Source organism: Sphingopyxis sp. (genome assembly GCF_051861155.1).
In the GTDB taxonomy this organism is placed as follows: domain Bacteria; phylum Pseudomonadota; class Alphaproteobacteria; order Sphingomonadales; family Sphingomonadaceae; genus Sphingopyxis.
Genome location: NZ_JBHYDE010000005.1, coordinates 241,432 through 258,952 on the forward strand (window position 1 = coordinate 241,432; position 17,521 = coordinate 258,952).

The following is a 17,521-nucleotide window of genomic DNA, read 5'->3' on the forward strand; positions in this document are numbered from 1 at the left end:
GGCTTAAGCATTGGGCGCGCTGGTCGTCGATGCGCGCGGGATGCGCTGTCCCTGGCCCGCGCTGCGGTTGGCGCGCGCGATGCGCGATGCGGCCGATGTGCTGCTGATCGCCGACGACCCGCAGGCGGGGCGCGAGGTTGCCGCACTCGCCGGCGAACATGGCTGGCTGGTCGAGCCGGAACCCGCCGTGGATGATGCGGCGCGCTGGCGGGTACGCCGCCGCTGACCCAAATTGGGGCGGCTTTTGTCGCAGGCCGATCGCGTCGTAACGGCTTTTTTACCCAAATTGGGCATTCTGGAGCTGGGACCACGGCCGAATTTGAACACCAAGGGACAAAGCATTGGACGAAATCCTGGTCGATTGGGATGAATTCCGCGCCACGCGCACCCAGCTGGGCGCCGCGTTCGTGCGGATTCTCGGCTATTTTCGCGAAGACGGCACCAAATCGGTGGCGGCGATCGAGGACGCGATGCGCGCCCGCGACGCGCGCGGGCTGGTCATGCCGGCGCATACATTGAAAAGCGAAGCACGCCAGTTCGGCGGCGAAAAGCTGGGTGCGGTCGCCGAAGACATTGAAATGTTCGCGCGCCACTGCGTCGAAAGCCAGACCAGCCCCGACGAATATCTGCCGCGCGTCGTCGAACTGCGGCGATTGTTCGAAGAAACGCTGGCGGCGCTCGAACGCGAGGCCAACCCGCTGGTCCAGCGGCGCCCGGCCGGGTTCGGCCGCGCCGTCGGTTACTGAGCGGGCGAAGCTTTCCGCATCGGCTGAATCGCGCCGCGCGCCAGGCTGCGCCACAGCCATTCGAGCGGGCCATATTGGAAGCGTTCGAGCCAGGGCCGTGACCACAGCAGCATCGCCGCCCACATGCCGAAGCAGAACAGATACAGCGCCGTGCGCCCGACGCCGCCGAACAGCCCCAGCCCATAGCCGTAGAAAATCGTCGTCATGACGATCGACGTCGTCAGATAATTGGTGAACGCCATGCGGCCGGTGGCGGCGAGCCGCGCGCGCACCGCGTCGTTCGCCTTCACCTTGATCAACCACATGATCAGCGCTGCCCAGCCGATCGTCATCACGATGTCGAACGGCGCCGACAGCGACAGTGACGCGCCGAATGTCGACACCGCGCTGAACCCGCTGCTCGCCTGATACAGCGCCAGCGCGACCAGCGGCGGGATGCCGATCAGGAAACAGCGCAGCGCCCATTTGCGATAGCGCGCCGGCTCCCAGTCGCCGGTCAGCATGCGCGATTTGAATAGCGCCATGCCGACCAGCATCAGGCCCATTGTTTCCCACAGGAACATCAGCACCATGACCAACGGTTCGGTGAGCATTTCCCCGGTGCGGTGCGCGACGATGCTGGCATAGCTGCCAAGATAGATCGCCATCTCCTTGGCATAGCTCGCGGCGCCCGGACCCATTTCGGCATTCATCTCGGCGAGACCCGCGTTCATTTCCGCGGCGAGATCGGCGGGCATCCGGCCCGCTTCGGTCAGCGCCATCGTCGCCCAGCCGAGCGCGAGGAAGCCGATCCCGACGACGAAAAAGGCGACGGCCCAGATCGTCAGCGCCTTTACCGACAGGTTGCGGAACGCGAACAGCAGCAGGCCGCACATCGCATAGAGGAACAGGATGTCGCCGAACCAGATGAAGTAGAAATGGATGAGGCCGAAGATGCCGAGCCAGACCATCCGCGAATAATGCGCGCCCGCCGCGCTGCGGTTGCCGCTTGCGGCGCTTTCGATGACGAGCAGGGTGCTGGCGCCGAACAGCATCGAAAACATGCCGCGCATCTTGGAATCGATCAGCACGAAGTTGAAGAACCAGGTGCCGAGGTCGAGCCCGCTCGCCGGTCCTCCCGCAACAGGGTTCGAATAGGCGGCGAAGGGCAGGGCAAAGGCGGCGATGTTCATCGCCAAAATGCCCATCACCGCGACCCCGCGAATGGCATCAAGGCTTTCATATCGGGCTGTGGTCATGGTCTATCCCCCCTTTGGGCAAGGCGCAGAGCTATCGCGCGGGTCCGGCAGCGTCGAGCGCTTTCTCGCGTCGGCGATTAACGCGCTATTGACATCCATGTCAGTAATGCTATTTCGAACTCACCCCTTGATTCGTACGAGACCCTCCATGATCCCGACCATCTTCTCGCACCCCGACCGCAAAATGCCGACCTTTCGCCCGTTCAAGGCGCTGTCGCATTTCCGCAAGCTCATCAAGGACAAGGAAGACACCGAACAGGTGTTCCACATTTTTGAAAGCCTGCCGCGCAAGGGGTTCATGGACGATGCGCGCGCCTTCGTCGAAAGCGACAAGGGACGCCAGCTGATGGCGAGCGAACCCTATCTGCCCGACCTGCTCGACGACCATGCCTGGATCGACGCGCTGCCCGAGGGCAGCGTCGGCCACGCCTATGTCACCTTCATGCGCCGCGAAGGCCTGTCGGCGGCGGGGCTCGTCGCCGAAGCCGACAAGATGGGCCGCCCCAAGTTCGACGATCAGGTACAATGGTATGCCAACCGCCTGCGCGACACGCACGACCTGTTCCACATCCTGACCGGCTATGGCCGCGACGCGCTGGGCGAACAATGCGTACTGGGCTTCACCTATGGCCAGACCGGCAACTACGGCAATTTCTTCATCGCCTATGCCGGTGGTTATGAAGTGAAGCGCGGCGTGAAAGCCGATGCCCCGGTGTTCGGCGCGATCCGCCAGGGCCAGCGCCACGGCAAGGCATCGCAGGCGATCATCGAACAGGACATCCGCGCGCTGCTCGCCGAACCGCTCGACGCGGCGCGCGCGCGGCTGGGGATCGGCGAGCCGACGCTGTATCGGGAAGCCCACCGCGCGTACCGCAGCCGCGGGATCGACCCGTATAATTTCCTGGCGTCGCAGCAGGCGATGGCGGCCTGAGCGTTTCGGGTCGGTCGGGACCGGCTGCGATTAAATCATGATCGTGTCCCCGCGAAGGCGGGGATCCATCTCCTGTTGTTGCAATTTTGCACTGGCAGATGATGGGCTCCCGCCTTCGCGGGAGCGCGCGGCGTTATTGTCCCAGCTTCGCGATCAGCGCCTGCGCCGCCGCCGGGTTGCGCACCTTCGCACCCGCTATGAAGAAGAGATAGACGTCGCGGTCGCCCTTGGCCCAGTCGCGGGCGCGCGTCGCCCACTGGTCGAGCGCCTTGTCGTCATAGCCGGTTGCGACATCCTCCTGGCTGCGCTGGAGCCGGGCATAGGTGAAGTCGGCGGTCTGCTCGTCAATGCACGGGAATTCGTCGCTGTCGGCATAGACGATCGCCATATTCCGCTCGCGCAGCATGTCGATAAACACCGGGTCGCGGAAGCTTTCGTGCCGCACCTCGATCGCGTGGCGCAGCGGCAGGCCGTCCTGACTGTCGGGAAGCAGGTCGAGGAAGCCCGCGAAATCGTCGCGGTCGAATTTCTTAGTCGCCATGAACTGCCAGTGGATCGGGCCGAGCCGGTCGCCGAGCCGCGTCAGCCCTTGTGTCAGGAATTTCTCGATCGAGGCGGCGCCCTCGGCGAGGATCTTGCGGTTGGTGGTGAAACGTGACGCCTTGACGCTGAACTGGAAGCCGTCTGGGACCGACGCGGCCCAATTGGCAAAGCTTTCGGGCTTTTGGCTGCCATAATAGGTGCCGTTGATCTCGATGCCGGTCAGCTGCTGCCCGGCATATTCGAGCTCGCGCTTTTGCGGATGCTTGTCCGGGTAAAAGGTGCCGCGCCAGGGTTCGAAGGTCCAGCCGCCGATGCCGACATGGATGCTCATAAGGTCGTCTCCGTCCACCCAAACCCGTTCGTGCTGAGCTTGTAGAAGCACCGTTCTTCACTTCGACGCCGCAAAGAAAGAACGGCCCTTCGACAAGCTCAAGGCGAACGGGTTATGTAGTCGGACGCAACGTCGGATGCCAGCGGGCGCGTTAAGCCAACGCCGCGTCGGCGCCCATCAGGTTCGGGAAGAACCCCTCATGCGCCGCGCGCAGCTCCGCGAGCGTTACCTGATGGTCGCTGCCTTCCAGTTCGAAGACGATGCGATCCTTGATCGTGCGGCCGACCGGATCGACCGGCACGTCGGCACGACCGGCGGCGTCGAGGAAGTCGGCGAGGCAGGTGTCGCAGACGGTGACGAGGTACAGGCCCTGATCCTCGCCGAAGAAGCTTTCGGCGATGCCGAACGGCTGTTCTTCGCTGATCAGCACGCCGATGTTCGACTTGAGTGCCATTTCGGCGAGCGTCACCGCCATCCCGCCGTCGGAGACGTCGTGGCAGGCGGTGACCCAGCCGGCGTTGATCGCGGTGCGGATGAAGTCACCCGTGCGCTTTTCGCAGCGCAAATTGATCGGCGGCGGCGGGCCTTCTTCGCGGCCGTGGATTTCGCGCAGCCACACCGACTGGCCGAGATGGCCGGCGCGTTCGCCGACCGCGAGCACGATGTCGCCGGTGCGCTTGAAGCCGATGCCGACCGCCTTGTTCCAATCCTCGATCACGCCGACGCCGCCGATCGCGGGGGTGGGCAGGATCGCGCTGCCACCGCCGGTTGCCTTGCTCTCGTTATAAAGGCTGACGTTGCCCGATACGATCGGATAGTCGAGCGCGATACACGCCTGCGCCATGCCGTCGAGACAGCCGACGATCTGGCCCATGATCTCGGGGCGCTGCGGGTTGGCGAAGTTCAGGCAGTTGGTGATCGCCAGCGGGGTGGCACCGACGGCGCTGATGTTGCGCCAGGTTTCGGCGACCGCCTGCTTGCCGCCCTCGACCGGGTCGGCGTAGCAATAGCGCGGGGTGCAGTCGGTCGACATTGCAAGCGCGCGGTTGGTGCCGTGGATGCGGACGAGCGCGGCGTCGCCCCCGGTCTGGACCGTGTCGGCGCCGACCTGGCTGTCATATTGTTCCCAGATCCAGCGGCGGCTGGCGATGTCGGGGGTGCCCATCAAGGTCTTGAGGTCGGCGGCGACGTCCTTCGTCTCGGGGACGTTCGTAAGCTCCGCCTGCTTCGGCGTCGGGACGTGCGGGCGGTCATAGAGCGGCGCGTCGTCGGCAAGCGGGGCGAGCGGGATGTCGCAAACGATCTCGCCATGATGTTCCAGCACCATGCGCCCCGTATCGGTGACGGTGCCGATGACCGCGAAGTCGAGTTCCCATTTGTGGAAGATCGCGGCGGCGAAATCTTCGCGGCCGGGCTTCAGCACCATGAGCATGCGTTCCTGCGATTCGGACAGCATCATCTCATACGCTGTCATGCCGGTTTCGCGCTGCGGCACATCGTCCATCTTGAGGTGGAGGCCGACGCCGCCCTTCGACGCCATTTCGACCGACGAGGAGGTGAGGCCTGCGGCGCCCATGTCCTGGATCGCGACGATCGCATCCGACGCCATCAGTTCGAGGCACGCCTCGATCAGCAGCTTTTCGGTGAACGGGTCGCCGACCTGCACCGTCGGGCGCTTTTCCTCGGCGTCCTCGCCGAAGTCGGCCGACGCCATCGTCGCGCCGTGGATGCCGTCGCGGCCGGTCTTCGATCCGACATAGACGATCGGATTGCCGACGCCCGATGCGGCCGAATAGAAGATCTTGTCCTGCTCAGCGACGCCGACGGTCATCGCATTGACCAGGATGTTGCCATCATAGGCCTTGTGGAAATTGACCTCGCCGCCGACGGTCGGAACGCCGACGCAATTGCCGTAGCCGCCGATGCCGTGGACGACGCCCGAGATGAGATGTTTCATCTTCGGATGGTCGGGGCGGCCGAAGCGCAGCGCGTTGAGGTTCGCAACGGGGCGCGCGCCCATGGTGAAGACGTCGCGGAGGATGCCGCCGACCCCGGTCGCCGCGCCCTGATAGGGTTCGATGTACGACGGATGGTTGTGGCTCTCCATCTTGAAGATGGCGGCGAGCTTCTTGCCGTCCGGCCCTTCGCCGATGTCGATGACGCCGGCATTTTCGCCGGGGCCACAGATCACCCACGGTGCCTCGGTCGGCAATTTCTTGAGGTGAAGGCGCGAGCTTTTATAGCTGCAATGCTCGGACCACATGACCGAGAAGATACCGAGTTCGACCAGGTTCGGCTCGCGCCCGATTGCGTTGAGGACGCGGTCATATTCTTCCGGAGACAGGCCGTGTTCGGCGACGATCTCGGGGGTGATGACGGAGGCGGGCGCGGTTGCGGTCTGAGTCATGGCGCGCCTTTAGCGATGTAGGCGCAAAACGAACAGACCCCATGACGCGAAAAGCGCCATGGGGTCAGCGGCCGGAGGGAGTCAGCGCGAGGCGAGGGTGGTCGCGGGCTTGGTCAGCGGTTCGACGTCGCGCAGCGGGAAGCTGACCTGCTGCGATCCGACGGTACCGCGCACGCGGTGGGTGCCGACGCGCAGGGTGAAGGGTTTGCCGGTGCGTTCTTCGACGCCGCTGATCACGCGGACGTCGCCGACCCGGGTCACGGTATAGCTGTAGGTGCTGCCCTTGTGCTCGAAACGCTGCGGCGCGGTGTCGTCGGCGTGGGCGGTGACAGGAACGGCGGCGAACAGGCCGAGGATGGGGAGGATGAATTTTTTCATGATGCAAGTCCTTGTTTATCAGAACAAAACTTGCCTTTACGCCCCTCTCTCTTGTGCAATGCAGCATGAGTGGTCGCGTGGCCCAGGGCAATTGCAAAAAGCGGAATCGGGATTGTCGAAAGTGAAGCGGATTGGCGCTTATCCCTTCGAGCCAAGTGAGGCGATGTTCCCGGCGAAAGCCGGGGCCCAGGACGTCCAAAAGCTGGCGCTGCTCTAAGGCGCTCTGGACCCCGGCTTTCGCCGGGGAGCAGGAAAGGCCTGAAGGCTGAGCGGGGCTACGCCGTGCGCGGCAGCAAGGTCAACACCAGCCACGCCGCCGCCGCCGCGGCGAAACCCGTCGCGAGCGTGCCCCATGCGATGTCGAGCAGGGTGACCTTGGTCGACCAGATTTTCATCGTCGCATGGTTGGTGAGGTCGTAGGTCAAGTAGCAGAAAAAGCCGAACATCGCCCCCCACTGCGCCGCGACCTGCCATTTGCCCGCCGCCAATGCCGCGGCGACCGCGAAAATCTGGATGCCCAGCATATAGAGCGCGTAAAAGATCAGCGCCGGGGCGGGGCGCCAGCCGTCCATCAGCAAGGCGCCGATTTCGGGGCGATAGACTTTCGCCAACATCGTACGGAGCCACAGCGCATCAAGGATGCCGAAGATGATCGCAGTGGCGAAGTAAGCGGCGATGGATTGCAGGGTCATGGTTGGGCTTTCATGGCGACCGACCGGCGATTGTGATGACCGATGACACCGACGCCAGCGTTAGGCGCGCGCAGTGCGACGTCAAGCTTGACCGCACTTGACCATTGGGGGGCGAAAGGGCCAAAGCAGGGGCATGACGGACACCCCCGACGCCGCTGCCGCTCTCGCCCCGGACCGTGCCATCGCTGCGCTTTCGTTCGAAGCCGCGATGGGCGAGCTGGAAACGATCGTACGGCGGCTCGAAAGCGGCGATGTCAGCCTGGAGGAATCGGTTGCGCTCTATGAACGCGGCCATGCGCTGCGCGGGCATTGCGAAGCGCGGCTCGCCGCGGCACAGGCGCGGATCGAACAAGTGAGCCTCGGAGCCGACGGGCGGCCGACGGGAACCACCCCCTTCGGCGAAAGCTAAGCGGCCATGGCGTCGACGAGCGAGGACCTTTCGCGCGCAACACACTTGTTGCTGAGCACCCAGGCCGAGGTGATGGCGGGCATCGACCGACTGTTCGACCAGCTGCTGCCGGTTCCGAACGATCCGCGCGCGCCGCTTTACGAAGCGATGCGCCACGCCGCGATCGCGGGGGGCAAGCGGCTGCGCCCCTTGCTCGTCCGCGCCGCGGGCGACCTGTTCCATGTTGACCGGACGCTGACGTTGCGCGTCGGCGCGGCGGTCGAGGCGATGCACGTCTATTCGCTGATCCACGACGATCTGCCGTGCATGGACGATGACGATCTGCGCCGCGGCAAGCCGACGGTGCACAAGGCGTTCGACGAGGCGACCGCGGTGCTGGCGGGCGATTCGCTCCACGCGCTGGCGTTCGAATGGCTGTGCGATCCGATGACCAGCAGCGATCCGTTCGTGCGCGGCGAGCTGTGCTGCGAACTGGCGCGCGCCGCGGGACCGGCGGGGATGGCAGGCGGGCAGATGATGGACCTCGCCGCCGAAACGTCGAATTTCGACCTGCCGACGGTGACGCGGCTGCAACAGCTCAAGACCGGGGCGCTGATCGCCTTTTCGGTCGAGGCCGGGGCGATCCTGGCGCGCATCCCGCCCGAGGGACGCTCGGCGCTGCGCGCCTATGCGCGCGACATCGGCCTCGCGTTCCAGATCGCCGACGACATCATGGACGTCGAGGGTGACGAGGCGCTGGCGGGCAAGGCGCTGCACAAGGACGAGGCGGCGGGCAAGGGCACCTTCGTGACGCTGATGGGGCTCGAGCGCGCGCGCGGCCAGGCGACCGCGCTGGTCGAACAGGCGATCGGGCATCTGGCGAATTTCGGCGAAGAGGCGGCGCTGCTTCGCGCCATCGCCCGCTATGTGGTGGAAAGGGACCGTTGATGCGCATTGGGGTCTATCCCGGAACCTTCGACCCGATCACGCTGGGGCATATGGACATCATTCGCCGCGGCGCGAAACTGGTCGATCGGCTGGTCATCGGGGTGACGACCAACATCACCAAATCGCCGTTGTTCGACGATGACGAGCGGATCGAGATGGTGCGCAGCGAAGTGGCGGGGCTGGGCGGCGACATTCGCGTCGTCGGGTTCAACTCGTTGCTGATGGATTTTGCCGAGCGCGAGGGCGCCGGGGTGATCGTGCGCGGGCTGCGCGCGGTCGCCGATTTCGAATATGAATATCAGATGGCGGGGATGAACCAGCAGCTCAACGACCGGATCGAAACGATCTTCCTGATGGCCGACGTCGGGCTGCAACCGATCGCATCGCGGCTGGTCAAGGAAATCGCGATCTTTGGCGGCGACATCCGCAAATTCGTGACGCCGCCGGTGCGCGAGGCGGTGGTAGCGCGGATCGCCGAGCGTGGTCTGCTCCAGGGCGACCATTAGAGGAAAACGGCACCGGCCCGCTCCCCCACCCGGCCTCCCATAGTTTACTATCGTAGGGAGGCCGGGTGGGGGAGCGGGCCGGTGCCGCCAAGATTTGGAACAGCCGATCATTGAGCGTTCAGCTTTTTCCCGCTAGGGCGCGCCAATCGGGGCGCAAATCCAGTTATTTCATCAGAGGCCGATCCAGCATGACATTTTCTTTCCGCCCCATGATTCTCACGGCGATGGCGTTCGGTCTTGCGGCGGCGGCCGCCGCGCAGGAAGCGCCGCCCGCGCCGAACCCGATGCCCGACGCCGCGCAGCCCGCGCCGCCGATAGAAGCGCCCGCGCCGCCGGTCGCAGCCCCGCCGGCCGCCGATGCGCCAGCCGCTACCGAGACCGCGCCCGCCGCTGCGGCGACGCCCGCGGCCCCCGCGATGACTCCGGATCAGTACATCAACAATCCCGAATATATGCTCAACCTCGACCTTTCGACGGGCGGCCGGGTGGTGATCCAGCTTTATCCCAATGTCGCCCCGAACCATGTCGAACGGCTGAAGCAGTTGGCTCGCGCGGGCTTTTATGACGGGATCAAGTTCCACCGCGTGATCGACGGCTTCATGGCGCAGACGGGCGATCCGTCCGCGACCGGACAGGGCGGCTCGCAGCTTCCCGACCTCAAGGCCGAATTCAATGTGACCCCGCATCTGCGCGGCACATTGTCGATGGCGCGCGCCGAAAATGAAGACAGCGCCAACAGCCAGTTCTTCATCATGCTCCAGCCGCGCTTCGCGCTCGACCGCCGCTACACCGCCTTCGGCCGGGTCGTTTCAGGTATGCAATATGTCGATACGATCCAGAAGGGCGAGCCGCCCGCGGTGATGTCGCGCATGGTCCAGGTGTCGGTCGCCGCCGACAACAAGCCGGTCCCGCCGGCGTCGATGCTGCTCGAAGCGGCGCCGCCGCCCGCCGCCGAAATCACCGCCGACCAGCTCAACGCCCCGATCCGCTAAACCGGCCAGCGGCGCGAAACCCCATGCGCGTCGACGCCTTTGATTTCGAGCTGCCGAACGAACGGATCGCACTGCGCCCGGCGCGGCCGCGCGACGCGGCGCGGATGCTGGTGGTCGACGGCGACAAGATCGTCGATGCGGGGGTCGCTGATCTGCCCGCGTGGCTGCGCCCCGGCGACTGCCTGGTGTTCAACGACACGCGCGTGATCCCGGCGCAGCTGGAGGGGCGCAGGGGCGTTCGACATGATGGCGCGCAGAGCGCGCCGGGGGCCAAAATCGGCGCCACCTTGCACAAACGCATCGACCTGCGCCGCTGGCAGGCGTTCGTCCGCAATGCCAAACGGCTGCGCGTCGGCGAGATCGTCGATTTCGGCGCCGGGGTTTCGGCGCTGGCCGAGGAGCGCCTGTCCGATGGCAGCTTCATCCTCGCATTTACGGGCGACGAGCCGGTCGAGGTGCTGCTCGAGCGCGCGGGCACGATGCCGCTGCCGCCTTATATCGCGGGCAAGCGCGCGACCGACGCCGAAGACCGCGCCGATTATCAGACGATGTTCGCGGCGAAGGACGGCGCGGTTGCGGCACCGACCGCGGCGCTGCACTTCACGCCCGGCCTGCTCGCTGCGCTCGCCGCGGCGGGCATCGCAACCGAAACGCTGACGCTGCACGTCGGCGCCGGCACCTTCCTGCCGGTGAAGGCCGACGACACCGACGACCATGTGATGCACGCCGAATGGGGACGGATCGAACCCGACACCGCGGCGCGGCTGAACGCCGTGCGCGCCGCCGGCGGCCGCATCGTCGCGGTCGGCACGACCAGCCTGCGGCTGCTGGAAAGCGCGGCGCAGGACGATGGCACGATCGCGGCGTTCGCGGGCGACACCGCGATCTTCATCACCCCCGGCTACCGGTTCAAGGCGATCGACGCGCTGATGACCAATTTCCACCTGCCGCGCTCGACCCTGTTCATGCTGGTCAGCGCGCTGATGGGGTTGGACACGATGCAGGCGGCCTATGCCCATGCGATCGCGAAGGATTACCGTTTTTATAGCTATGGCGACGCCAGCCTGCTGCTGCCCGAACGCGCCGGATAAACCCGTCGCCGCGGCCGGCGCGCCGTCCGGTCAAATCTCGATGATGATCTTGACGTTGTCGGCGCTGACGGCCGCCGCCTCGGCAACCTGCGCCTTGGCGCGGGCGACGACGTCGCTCAGGCTTTCGGCCTCGTCGATCCCCAGCAATTCGGTCATCTCGACCTCCAGCAGGATTGCCAGCGCCTTGATCCGCCCGACTTTCGGCCGCGCCTTGTCCTGCTCCCAGGCCGAGATCGATTGCTCGCTCACCCCCAATTCGGCGGCGATCTGTACCTGCGTTAGCCGTTTGGCGGTGCGAAGCCGGTGGAGCCGGACGCCGAAGCTTTCGGCGACGGGAGTGTCGCGCGCCGCATCGGCGTCGCGATCTGCCCCGACCACCGCGCGCAGCTGCGCCGCGCTCAGCGTCGCGGGCGACACCGGCGTTTCGAACTCGCAGCCGTAAAGCGCCCCGCTCGCCCAGATCACCCTGGCGCGGGTCGAACCGGCATGCGGCAGGACGATGTCGATGCCGTCACCCTGCGTCAGCGCGACATCGCCCTCGAGCAGCAAGCCGGTCGCCGAGATATTGTGGACTGACACAATGACGTCGCCGCCCGCGGCCCGCGTGCCATGCACTTGCAGACGCAGCCTCCGCCGCGCGCTGCGGGCCTTGTCGCCCGCTGGCGCCATTTTTTCGATAAATGCCGGAATAGCCATTGCGCCCCTTAGTCGGCGCTGTGGGGTTAAGGGAGCGTTACCGGAACCGATATGCGGCCATGCGTGCGATCGCGGCGACGACGGTCGGCGCGCGCCGCCACCGACCGCGCGCGCCGCCTCGTTTCGGGCCCAGCGCCGGGCCAGCGGGCGGATCGCCGGGTTAAAGAGGAGCTAAGTTAAAAGTTAAGTCGAGGCATCACGGCCCTGCGGCGGGTCCGATCGGGTCGGTCGGTTCGAATCGCGCGGCCGACTCGTTCGCAAACTCCCAAGAATCGGGAGGATTCCGCTTTATTCCCTATTCTTAATATCTTGCCGGGTGCTGTCTCAAAGGGGAACAGAGTCCCATATGGCGCCCCATATGGGCTCAGCCGAACGGTATCGGCATTGCCAATGTAAATATTTTGTTTATTTTCTCAAACAGATTTGAACGATTCTTCGACCACGGGGGTGGCGGGAACAAGAATAGCACGCGGCGAGATGTCTTGAACGAATCGAGCATCCAGCCCGGCATTGGGGGTTTTTTGGCACATCGTCTTCACCGGAAGGTGGCGCGATTCGGCGCGGCTCCAGCCTTTATGCTGTTGTCCGCGATCGCGACCGCAAGGCAGGCAAAGCGTCAGGCGCCGGTCGATCGGCGCAGCGGTCTGGGTCTTCTCCTCCTCGCGCTGGCCGCGACCGTGGCGACGCCCGCAAATGCCCACGAAATCCAGAATGTGCGATCGCTCGACATCGCGGTGAGCGGTTCGATCCGCCAGCACTGCGCGATGGGCAGCATCGGCAATATGGATTTCGGCAATCTGGAACGCCGCGGCCTGGGCGTCGAGACGCAGGTGGCGCTCGATTGCAACGTTCCCTTCACGATGACGATCAAGGGCGCCCGCGGCGGCCTGACGCACACGACGATGCCCAACGGGCAGGGTCCGTACAGCGGCGTCGTTCCCTATAGCCTGGCCGTCGAAATGCCCGTGCGATACCCGTCGCGGCAGACGGTGAGCCAATCGTTTAACAGCCGTCAGCTTTTGGCCGGCGGCGTCATTTCCAGCAACGGCGGCATCGCGACGGACGGCATGGTGCTGGCGGTCGAACTCGGCCAGCCGTCGGGCGAGGCCGGGCTGCTGGCCGGCGATTATTCGGAAACGATCACGATCACGATCTCTCCGATCTGAAGAATTCGCCCGCGGCTCTCGTCGCGGGCGGAATTAAGCCGGAAGGGCAGGCACCGATGCCCTCCCGGTTTCTCCGACCAGCCGGTGCAAATATCACGCCCCGCCCGGTCTTGGGCGACGGCGGTATAATAGAGGGAAGAAGATTATGAAGAAGCTCCTTAGCGGCACCGTTGCCGCCATTGCCATCGCCGCCGTTGCGACGCCGGCCGTTGCCCAGACCAACCAGCGTCACTATGCCGGTGTTGTTGCGGGCGTTCCGTTCACCGCGACGAACCCGTCGACGGTGCCGAACCTGCAAATCGGCCCGATCGTGATCATTCCGTCGGATACCGCTTTGCTTGACGCCGGCATCGCGCTTGGCGTCGGCACGCGCTACACCGCATTCGCCGACGCTCCGAGCGACAGCGAAACCGCGACCCCGACCGTCGACGTCGTGTTCACGCTGTCGGGTTCGGTCAACAAGGACTGCTCGTTCTATTCGGGCAACAACGCCAACGCGACCAACATCAGCTTCGGCGTCATCGGCGTCCGCACCGGCAACAATGAAAACGTCAACTCGGCGTTCGAAATGGTTGGCCCGGCGGTTGCCGACATCGACACGCTGACCGCGGGTTGCAACTTCAACAACGAAGTCGTGATCACCAAGAACAACGGCACCCAGGGCCTCGTCAACTCGGCGGCTGGCGGCTACGACACCGACGAATTCCAGGCGAACATTCCGTACAGCGTGAATGCCGCATGGACCGGCGTTGCCGTCAACACCGTCGGCGCTGGCACGGCCCAGTCGCTGAACGTGTCGACGTCGCAGAACAACGGCACCAAGCAGCAGGGCGCATGGCGTTCGAACATGGCGATCGACATCGTCGCCCCCGCGATCACCAACAAGGGTCTGGTCGCCGGTAACTACAGCGGCACCACGACGCTGACGCTGCGCGCCCTCTAAGTTCGCGCGGTAACCGATAGGCGAAGGGGAAAGAGCGATCTTTCCCCTTCGTTTATAAATGAATGCGATGATGTCCGGCGACGACAGGGGGACGGGGAATATGACAGCTTTGGCGACGATGAAGCGGCATGCGCGCGCGCTTTTGGCTGCGCTCGCCGCGCTTGTGATCCTCGCGACCCCGGCGCTCGCAATGCGGGTGTCGCCGATGGTTGTCGAAATGGAATCGCGCGGCAGCAATGCCGTGGCGCGGATCGAGGTCCAGAACATCAACCCCGGCAATCTGGCGTTCCAGACGCGCGTGTTCCGGATGGAAATCGATAAAGACGGCAATATCTCAGAAACTCCGGCCGACGAGGATTTCCTGATTTTCCCGCCGCAAGGCGTGCTGCCCGTGAGCGGTCGTCAGGTCGTCCGCCTGCAATGGGTCGGCGATACCGAGCTCGCGACGTCGCAGGCCTATTATGTCTCGGTCGAACAGCTGCCCGTGCCTTTTGAACCCGGCGCCGCCGATTCGGTCGGGGCGCAGGTGCAAGTGCTCTATAATATGCGCGCGCTGGTCGTGGTCGCCCCGCCCGGTGCCAAGCCCGATGTAAAGGCGACGACGGTCAAACAGGCGACGTATCAGCCGCCCGCGCTGCCGGGATCGAACGAATTGCCGCCCATGCAGGACGGGGTGGAAATCACGCTGCGCAATGACGGCCGCCGCCACGCGCTGATGGCGAATTTCGGCTGGCAGCTGGAAGGCACCGACACGGCCGGCAAATGGCTGCGCGTCGACATCTCGCCCGAAGAACTGAACCGCGCCGTCGGCACCGGCTATGTCCCGGCGCTGGGCGAGCGAACGTTCCGCGTCCCTGTCCCCGGCTTCGGACCCGGCCCGATCAAGCTGTCGTTCAAACGGTGAGGCTCGCCCTCGCGCTTTGTTCGGTGGCGTTGCCCGCGCTGTACGCGGGCACGGTGGCTGCGCAGGTGGCCATTCCGCTGCCGCAAAATCCCCGGACGCCGCCGGCGCAGGATGCTGGCCCGCCGACGACCATTCCGCTGCCCGGAACGCCGATCCCGCCGATCCCGACGCCGACGCCGGTGATGCCGCAGATCCCGATCGGCGCGCATGGCCGGCCTGACATCAACCCCTATAACCGCGACATCGAAATGACGGTGCCGCTGACCTTCCAGAGCAGCAGCCTGGGCGATATTCCGATGCTGCTGACCGCGGACGATCGCTTCCTGCTGGAATCGGCAACCTTTCTGCGGCTGATGCAGCCGGTGCTGAACGAAACCGCCCACGCCGAACTGGCGTCGCGGCTGGCGACGCTGCCCAATTTCGGTCCCGACGATCTGGCCAAGACCGGCGTTCAGCTGACCTACGACCCCAGCACGCTGGCGGTGGTGGTGGTCGAGGTGTCGGCCGAACAGCGCGCGATCAAGGATATTTTCGCGCCGCCGCGCGAAGACGCCAACGATGTGACGCTGCAACCGGCCGGTTTTTCGGCCTATCTGAACCTCAGCGCGATCCAGACTTATGTCTGGGAGGGCAACCAGGCCGATCCACCGACGATCAATTTCGACGGCGCGGTGCGGCTGGGCCGCTTTGTTTTCGAAGGCGACGCGCAATTGGGGCAGCAGTTCGGGCTGACCGGCGATTCCTACAAGTTCACGCGCAACTATGCGCGGCTGGTCTATGACGAGCCGGAAGATTACCGGCGCTGGTTTCTGGGCGATCTCGATCCCGAAATCCGCGGCCAGCAATCCTTTGTCGAAATGGGCGGCGTCGGCGTGCTGCGCCAGCGGCGGCGGTTCAACAGCTTTCGCTCGGCGATCCTGCAGGCCAATCGCCAGCTGGTCCTGCAACGCGAATCGACCGTCCGCTTTTTGCGCAACGGATCGCTCTATCGCGAAGTCCGCCTCCAGCCCGGCCGATACGACTTCAGTTCGCTGCCGCTTGTTGCGGGCAGCAACGATGTCGACATCCAGGTCACCGACAACAGCGGTGCGGTCCAGAACCTGTCGTATCAGCAATATCTCGACCCGATCGACCTCGATCCGGGCGATTATGAATATGGCGCCTTTTTCGGGCCGACCAGCCGGACCTTCGGCGGTGCGCCCGACTATCGCGGTCCGGTCGCCTTCACCGGCTTTTTCCGCAAGGCGTTCCTCAACCGCCCCGCAATCGGTGTGGGTTTCCAGGCCAGCAAGGATGTCCAGACGCTGACCGGGCAGACCCAGTTCGTCCTGCGCAACGGCAGCCGCTTGCTGCTCGACGCCGGGGGGAGCAATTCGAAGACCGCCGGACAGGGTTTCGCGACCGGCGTCAGCTACGAACATTTCATCGATCGCGACGGGCTGGCGGACAGTTTCACGCTGCGCGCCGATTATCTGTCGCCCAAATTCGCGACGCTTGGCAATCTCGACGGGATCAACACGACGTCGGCGACGGTGTCGGCGCAATATACGCGCCAGTTCAACCTGAAATTCACCACCACATCGACCGCGTCCTATCTCAAGGGCCGCAACGGGCTGGGCGACAGCTACCGCGCCGGGACGACGGGCTATTACCGCGTCGACCGCCGCTGGACGATCCGCGCCGGTGTCGATTACACGAAATTCCCGTCGAGCTTTTCGCGCGGCAATGGATTCAGCGTCAACGTCGGCGTCGTGTTCCAGCCCGACTATCGCCGCCGCGCCGAGGCGCGTTACGAAAGCCGCGACAATCTGGGCGAGCTTTCCTATAATCAGAGCGGACTGAACCTGCTCAACAGCGTCGGGTTTGGCGGCGTCGTGACGCGCGACGACAACAGCGCCCGCGCGCTCGGCTATGCCACTTATGCCGCCAACCGCTTCGATGCGTCGATCAGCCATGCGACCTTCGGACCCAGTCTGTCGGACGTCACCCAGGTCAATGCGACCACGGTACGGGTCGGCACGTCGCTGGCCTTTGCCGACGGCAGCTTCGGCATTGGGCGGCGGATCAACGACAGTTTCATGTTGCTGTCGCCCCACCGCAATCTGGGCAAGCGCAGCGTGGTCGCCGGCCAGTCGCTGGCCGAGAATAATTACATCAGCAAAAGCGGCGCGCTGGGCGCGGCGGTGAACAATTTCCTCGGTTCCTATGCCACCCAGTCGGTGCAATATGACGTCGAAGATCCGCCGACGGGCTACGACACCGGGCCGGGCGTCTTCCGCGTCCATCCGCCGTACAAGAGCGGTTATGCGGCGCGCATCGGCACCGACGCCTTTGCCAGCGTGATGGGCACCCTGATCCTCGCGCCCGACAAGCCTGTGTCGCTGATCGGCGGCCGGGTCACCCTGCTCGACGTCGCCGCCACGGAAACGCCCAAGCCGATTCCGTTCTTCACCAATTCGGTCGGGCGCTTCGCGATCACCAACCTGCTGCCGGGTCGCCGCTATCTGGTGGAAACCTATGGGCCCAACGGTTCGGTTGACCGCAGTTTCGAATTTACGGTGCCGGCGGACACCGATGGTCTATTGAACCTTGGCACCATCCGTCCCGGCACGAAAAATTAG

19 protein-coding genes are annotated in these 17,521 nt (G+C 64.9%); 13 read left to right on the forward strand and 6 right to left on the reverse strand.

Features of this window, described 5'->3' with window-relative positions; all coding sequences use genetic code 11:
* The first annotated feature begins 10 nt into the window (after window positions 1–10).
* Both ACTIFP_RS11235 and ACTIFP_RS11240 read left to right on the forward strand, forming a co-directional pair.
* Window positions 11–226, forward strand: coding sequence for a sulfurtransferase TusA family protein (locus ACTIFP_RS11235; protein ID WP_439568803.1), 216 nt, complete (start codon window positions 11–13; stop codon window positions 224–226).
* A 115-nt stretch (window positions 227–341) separates the two neighbouring features.
* Window positions 342–746, forward strand: coding sequence for an Hpt domain-containing protein (locus ACTIFP_RS11240; RefSeq protein ID WP_439568804.1), 405 nt, complete (start codon window positions 342–344; stop codon window positions 744–746).
* Here the strand turns inward: ACTIFP_RS11240 and ACTIFP_RS11245 are convergent.
* A complete protein-coding gene (locus tag ACTIFP_RS11245; RefSeq protein WP_439568805.1) occupies window positions 740–1,984 on the reverse strand; it encodes a DUF418 domain-containing protein in 1,245 nt (414 codons plus the stop codon). The genes ACTIFP_RS11240 and ACTIFP_RS11245 overlap by 7 nt on opposite strands.
* Before the next feature lie 148 nt (window positions 1,985–2,132).
* On the opposite strand from ACTIFP_RS11245, the gene ACTIFP_RS11250 reads away from it, so the two are divergent.
* Window positions 2,133–2,915 carry a Coq4 family protein gene (locus ACTIFP_RS11250; protein WP_439568806.1) on the forward strand — a complete coding sequence of 261 codons (783 nt, stop codon included), beginning with the start codon at window positions 2,133–2,135 and terminating at the stop codon, window positions 2,913–2,915.
* Between the two features lie 133 nt (window positions 2,916–3,048).
* Here ACTIFP_RS11250 and ACTIFP_RS11255 read toward each other — a convergent pair whose 3' ends face one another.
* The 3 genes from ACTIFP_RS11255 to ACTIFP_RS11265 form a co-directional block, all read right to left on the reverse strand.
* Complete coding sequence (locus tag ACTIFP_RS11255; protein WP_439568807.1) at window positions 3,049–3,789, reverse strand: DUF72 domain-containing protein; 741 nt, start codon at window positions 3,787–3,789, stop codon at window positions 3,049–3,051.
* A 151-nt stretch (window positions 3,790–3,940) separates the two neighbouring features.
* The gene (gene purL, locus ACTIFP_RS11260) at window positions 3,941–6,196 is read right to left on the reverse strand and encodes a phosphoribosylformylglycinamidine synthase subunit PurL (protein WP_439568808.1); all 2,256 of its coding nucleotides are present in this window, start codon (window positions 6,194–6,196) and stop codon (window positions 3,941–3,943) included.
* 81 nt (window positions 6,197–6,277) lie between these two features.
* Window positions 6,278–6,574, reverse strand: coding sequence for a hypothetical protein (locus ACTIFP_RS11265; RefSeq protein WP_439568809.1), 297 nt, complete (start codon window positions 6,572–6,574; stop codon window positions 6,278–6,280).
* On the opposite strand from ACTIFP_RS11265, the gene ACTIFP_RS11270 reads away from it, so the two are divergent.
* The gene (locus ACTIFP_RS11270) at window positions 6,561–6,791 is read left to right on the forward strand and encodes a hypothetical protein (RefSeq protein WP_439568810.1); all 231 of its coding nucleotides are present in this window, start codon (window positions 6,561–6,563) and stop codon (window positions 6,789–6,791) included. The two genes, ACTIFP_RS11265 and ACTIFP_RS11270, sit on opposite strands and share 14 nt — an antisense overlap.
* Before the next feature lie 58 nt (window positions 6,792–6,849).
* On the opposite strand, the gene ACTIFP_RS11275 is transcribed toward ACTIFP_RS11270, so the two are convergent.
* Entirely contained in the window at window positions 6,850–7,266 is a 417-nt protein-coding gene (locus ACTIFP_RS11275) for a DUF2177 family protein (protein WP_439568811.1), read from the reverse strand.
* Window positions 7,267–7,399: 133 nt separating this feature from the next.
* Between ACTIFP_RS11275 and ACTIFP_RS11280 the strand changes: the two genes are divergently transcribed.
* The 5 genes from ACTIFP_RS11280 (at window position 7,400) to queA (ending at window position 11,191) form a co-directional block, all read left to right on the forward strand.
* Window positions 7,400–7,675, forward strand: a complete 276-nt coding sequence (locus ACTIFP_RS11280) for an exodeoxyribonuclease VII small subunit (RefSeq protein WP_439568812.1) — start codon at window positions 7,400–7,402, stop codon at window positions 7,673–7,675.
* 72 nt (window positions 7,676–7,747) lie between these two features.
* Window positions 7,748–8,602: a polyprenyl synthetase family protein gene (locus ACTIFP_RS11285; protein WP_439568887.1), complete on the forward strand. Its 855-nt coding sequence runs from the start codon at window positions 7,748–7,750 to the stop codon at window positions 8,600–8,602.
* On the forward strand, window positions 8,602–9,108 hold the full coding sequence (gene coaD / locus ACTIFP_RS11290; protein WP_439568813.1) for a pantetheine-phosphate adenylyltransferase: 507 nt from the start codon (window positions 8,602–8,604) through the stop codon (window positions 9,106–9,108). Before ACTIFP_RS11285 ends, coaD begins: the two co-directional genes overlap by 1 nt.
* 188 nt (window positions 9,109–9,296) lie before the next feature.
* Window positions 9,297–10,100, forward strand: coding sequence for a peptidylprolyl isomerase (locus tag ACTIFP_RS11295; protein ID WP_439568814.1), 804 nt, complete (start codon window positions 9,297–9,299; stop codon window positions 10,098–10,100).
* Between the two features lie 23 nt (window positions 10,101–10,123).
* A complete protein-coding gene (gene queA, locus ACTIFP_RS11300; RefSeq protein WP_439568815.1) occupies window positions 10,124–11,191 on the forward strand; it encodes a tRNA preQ1(34) S-adenosylmethionine ribosyltransferase-isomerase QueA in 1,068 nt (355 codons plus the stop codon).
* Window positions 11,192–11,221: 30 nt separating this feature from the next.
* On the opposite strand, the gene ACTIFP_RS11305 is transcribed toward queA, so the two are convergent.
* Entirely contained in the window at window positions 11,222–11,887 is a 666-nt protein-coding gene (locus tag ACTIFP_RS11305) for a helix-turn-helix domain-containing protein (RefSeq protein ID WP_439568816.1), read from the reverse strand.
* A gap of 575 nt (window positions 11,888–12,462) precedes the next feature.
* Here ACTIFP_RS11305 and ACTIFP_RS11310 point away from each other — a divergent pair.
* The 4 genes from ACTIFP_RS11310 to ACTIFP_RS11325 all read left to right on the forward strand — a co-directional run bounded on the left by ACTIFP_RS11310 (window position 12,463) and on the right by ACTIFP_RS11325 (window position 17,521).
* On the forward strand, window positions 12,463–13,053 hold the full coding sequence (locus ACTIFP_RS11310) for a hypothetical protein (protein ID WP_439568817.1): 591 nt from the start codon (window positions 12,463–12,465) through the stop codon (window positions 13,051–13,053).
* 145 nt (window positions 13,054–13,198) lie between these two features.
* Window positions 13,199–13,996 (forward strand): hypothetical protein, encoded by a 798-nt coding sequence (locus ACTIFP_RS11315; protein ID WP_439568818.1) that lies wholly within the window; start codon window positions 13,199–13,201, stop codon window positions 13,994–13,996.
* Window positions 13,997–14,096: 100 nt separating this feature from the next.
* Window positions 14,097–14,900 (forward strand): fimbrial biogenesis chaperone, encoded by an 804-nt coding sequence (locus ACTIFP_RS11320; protein WP_439568819.1) that lies wholly within the window; start codon window positions 14,097–14,099, stop codon window positions 14,898–14,900.
* Entirely contained in the window at window positions 14,897–17,521 is a 2,625-nt protein-coding gene (locus tag ACTIFP_RS11325; protein ID WP_439568820.1) for a hypothetical protein, read from the forward strand. The genes ACTIFP_RS11320 and ACTIFP_RS11325 overlap by 4 nt, the downstream gene beginning before the upstream one ends.

Excerpts from the sequence above, each read along its gene's own strand:
- ACTIFP_RS11245 (WP_439568805.1), bottom strand. The coding sequence starts at position 1,984 with ATGACCACAGCCCGATATGAAAGCCTTGATGCCATTCGCGGGGTCGCG.
- ACTIFP_RS11250 (WP_439568806.1), top strand. The coding sequence starts at position 2,133 with ATGATCCCGACCATCTTCTCGCACCCCGACCGCAAAATGCCGACCTTT.
- ACTIFP_RS11255 (WP_439568807.1), bottom strand. The coding sequence starts at position 3,789 with ATGAGCATCCATGTCGGCATCGGCGGCTGGACCTTCGAACCCTGGCGC.
- purL (WP_439568808.1), bottom strand. The coding sequence starts at position 6,196 with ATGACTCAGACCGCAACCGCGCCCGCCTCCGTCATCACCCCCGAGATC.
- ACTIFP_RS11270 (WP_439568810.1), top strand. The coding sequence starts at position 6,561 with ATGAATTTTTTCATGATGCAAGTCCTTGTTTATCAGAACAAAACTTGC.
- ACTIFP_RS11265 (WP_439568809.1), bottom strand. The coding sequence starts at position 6,574 with ATGAAAAAATTCATCCTCCCCATCCTCGGCCTGTTCGCCGCCGTTCCT.
- ACTIFP_RS11275 (WP_439568811.1), bottom strand. The coding sequence starts at position 7,266 with ATGACCCTGCAATCCATCGCCGCTTACTTCGCCACTGCGATCATCTTC.
- ACTIFP_RS11280 (WP_439568812.1), top strand. The coding sequence starts at position 7,400 with ATGACGGACACCCCCGACGCCGCTGCCGCTCTCGCCCCGGACCGTGCC.
- ACTIFP_RS11285 (WP_439568887.1), top strand. The coding sequence starts at position 7,748 with ATGGCGGGCATCGACCGACTGTTCGACCAGCTGCTGCCGGTTCCGAAC.
- coaD (WP_439568813.1), top strand. The coding sequence starts at position 8,602 with ATGCGCATTGGGGTCTATCCCGGAACCTTCGACCCGATCACGCTGGGG.
- ACTIFP_RS11295 (WP_439568814.1), top strand. The coding sequence starts at position 9,297 with ATGACATTTTCTTTCCGCCCCATGATTCTCACGGCGATGGCGTTCGGT.
- queA (WP_439568815.1), top strand. The coding sequence starts at position 10,124 with ATGCGCGTCGACGCCTTTGATTTCGAGCTGCCGAACGAACGGATCGCA.
- ACTIFP_RS11305 (WP_439568816.1), bottom strand. The coding sequence starts at position 11,887 with ATGGCTATTCCGGCATTTATCGAAAAAATGGCGCCAGCGGGCGACAAG.
- ACTIFP_RS11310 (WP_439568817.1), top strand. The coding sequence starts at position 12,463 with ATGCTGTTGTCCGCGATCGCGACCGCAAGGCAGGCAAAGCGTCAGGCG.
- ACTIFP_RS11315 (WP_439568818.1), top strand. The coding sequence starts at position 13,199 with ATGAAGAAGCTCCTTAGCGGCACCGTTGCCGCCATTGCCATCGCCGCC.
- ACTIFP_RS11320 (WP_439568819.1), top strand. The coding sequence starts at position 14,097 with ATGACAGCTTTGGCGACGATGAAGCGGCATGCGCGCGCGCTTTTGGCT.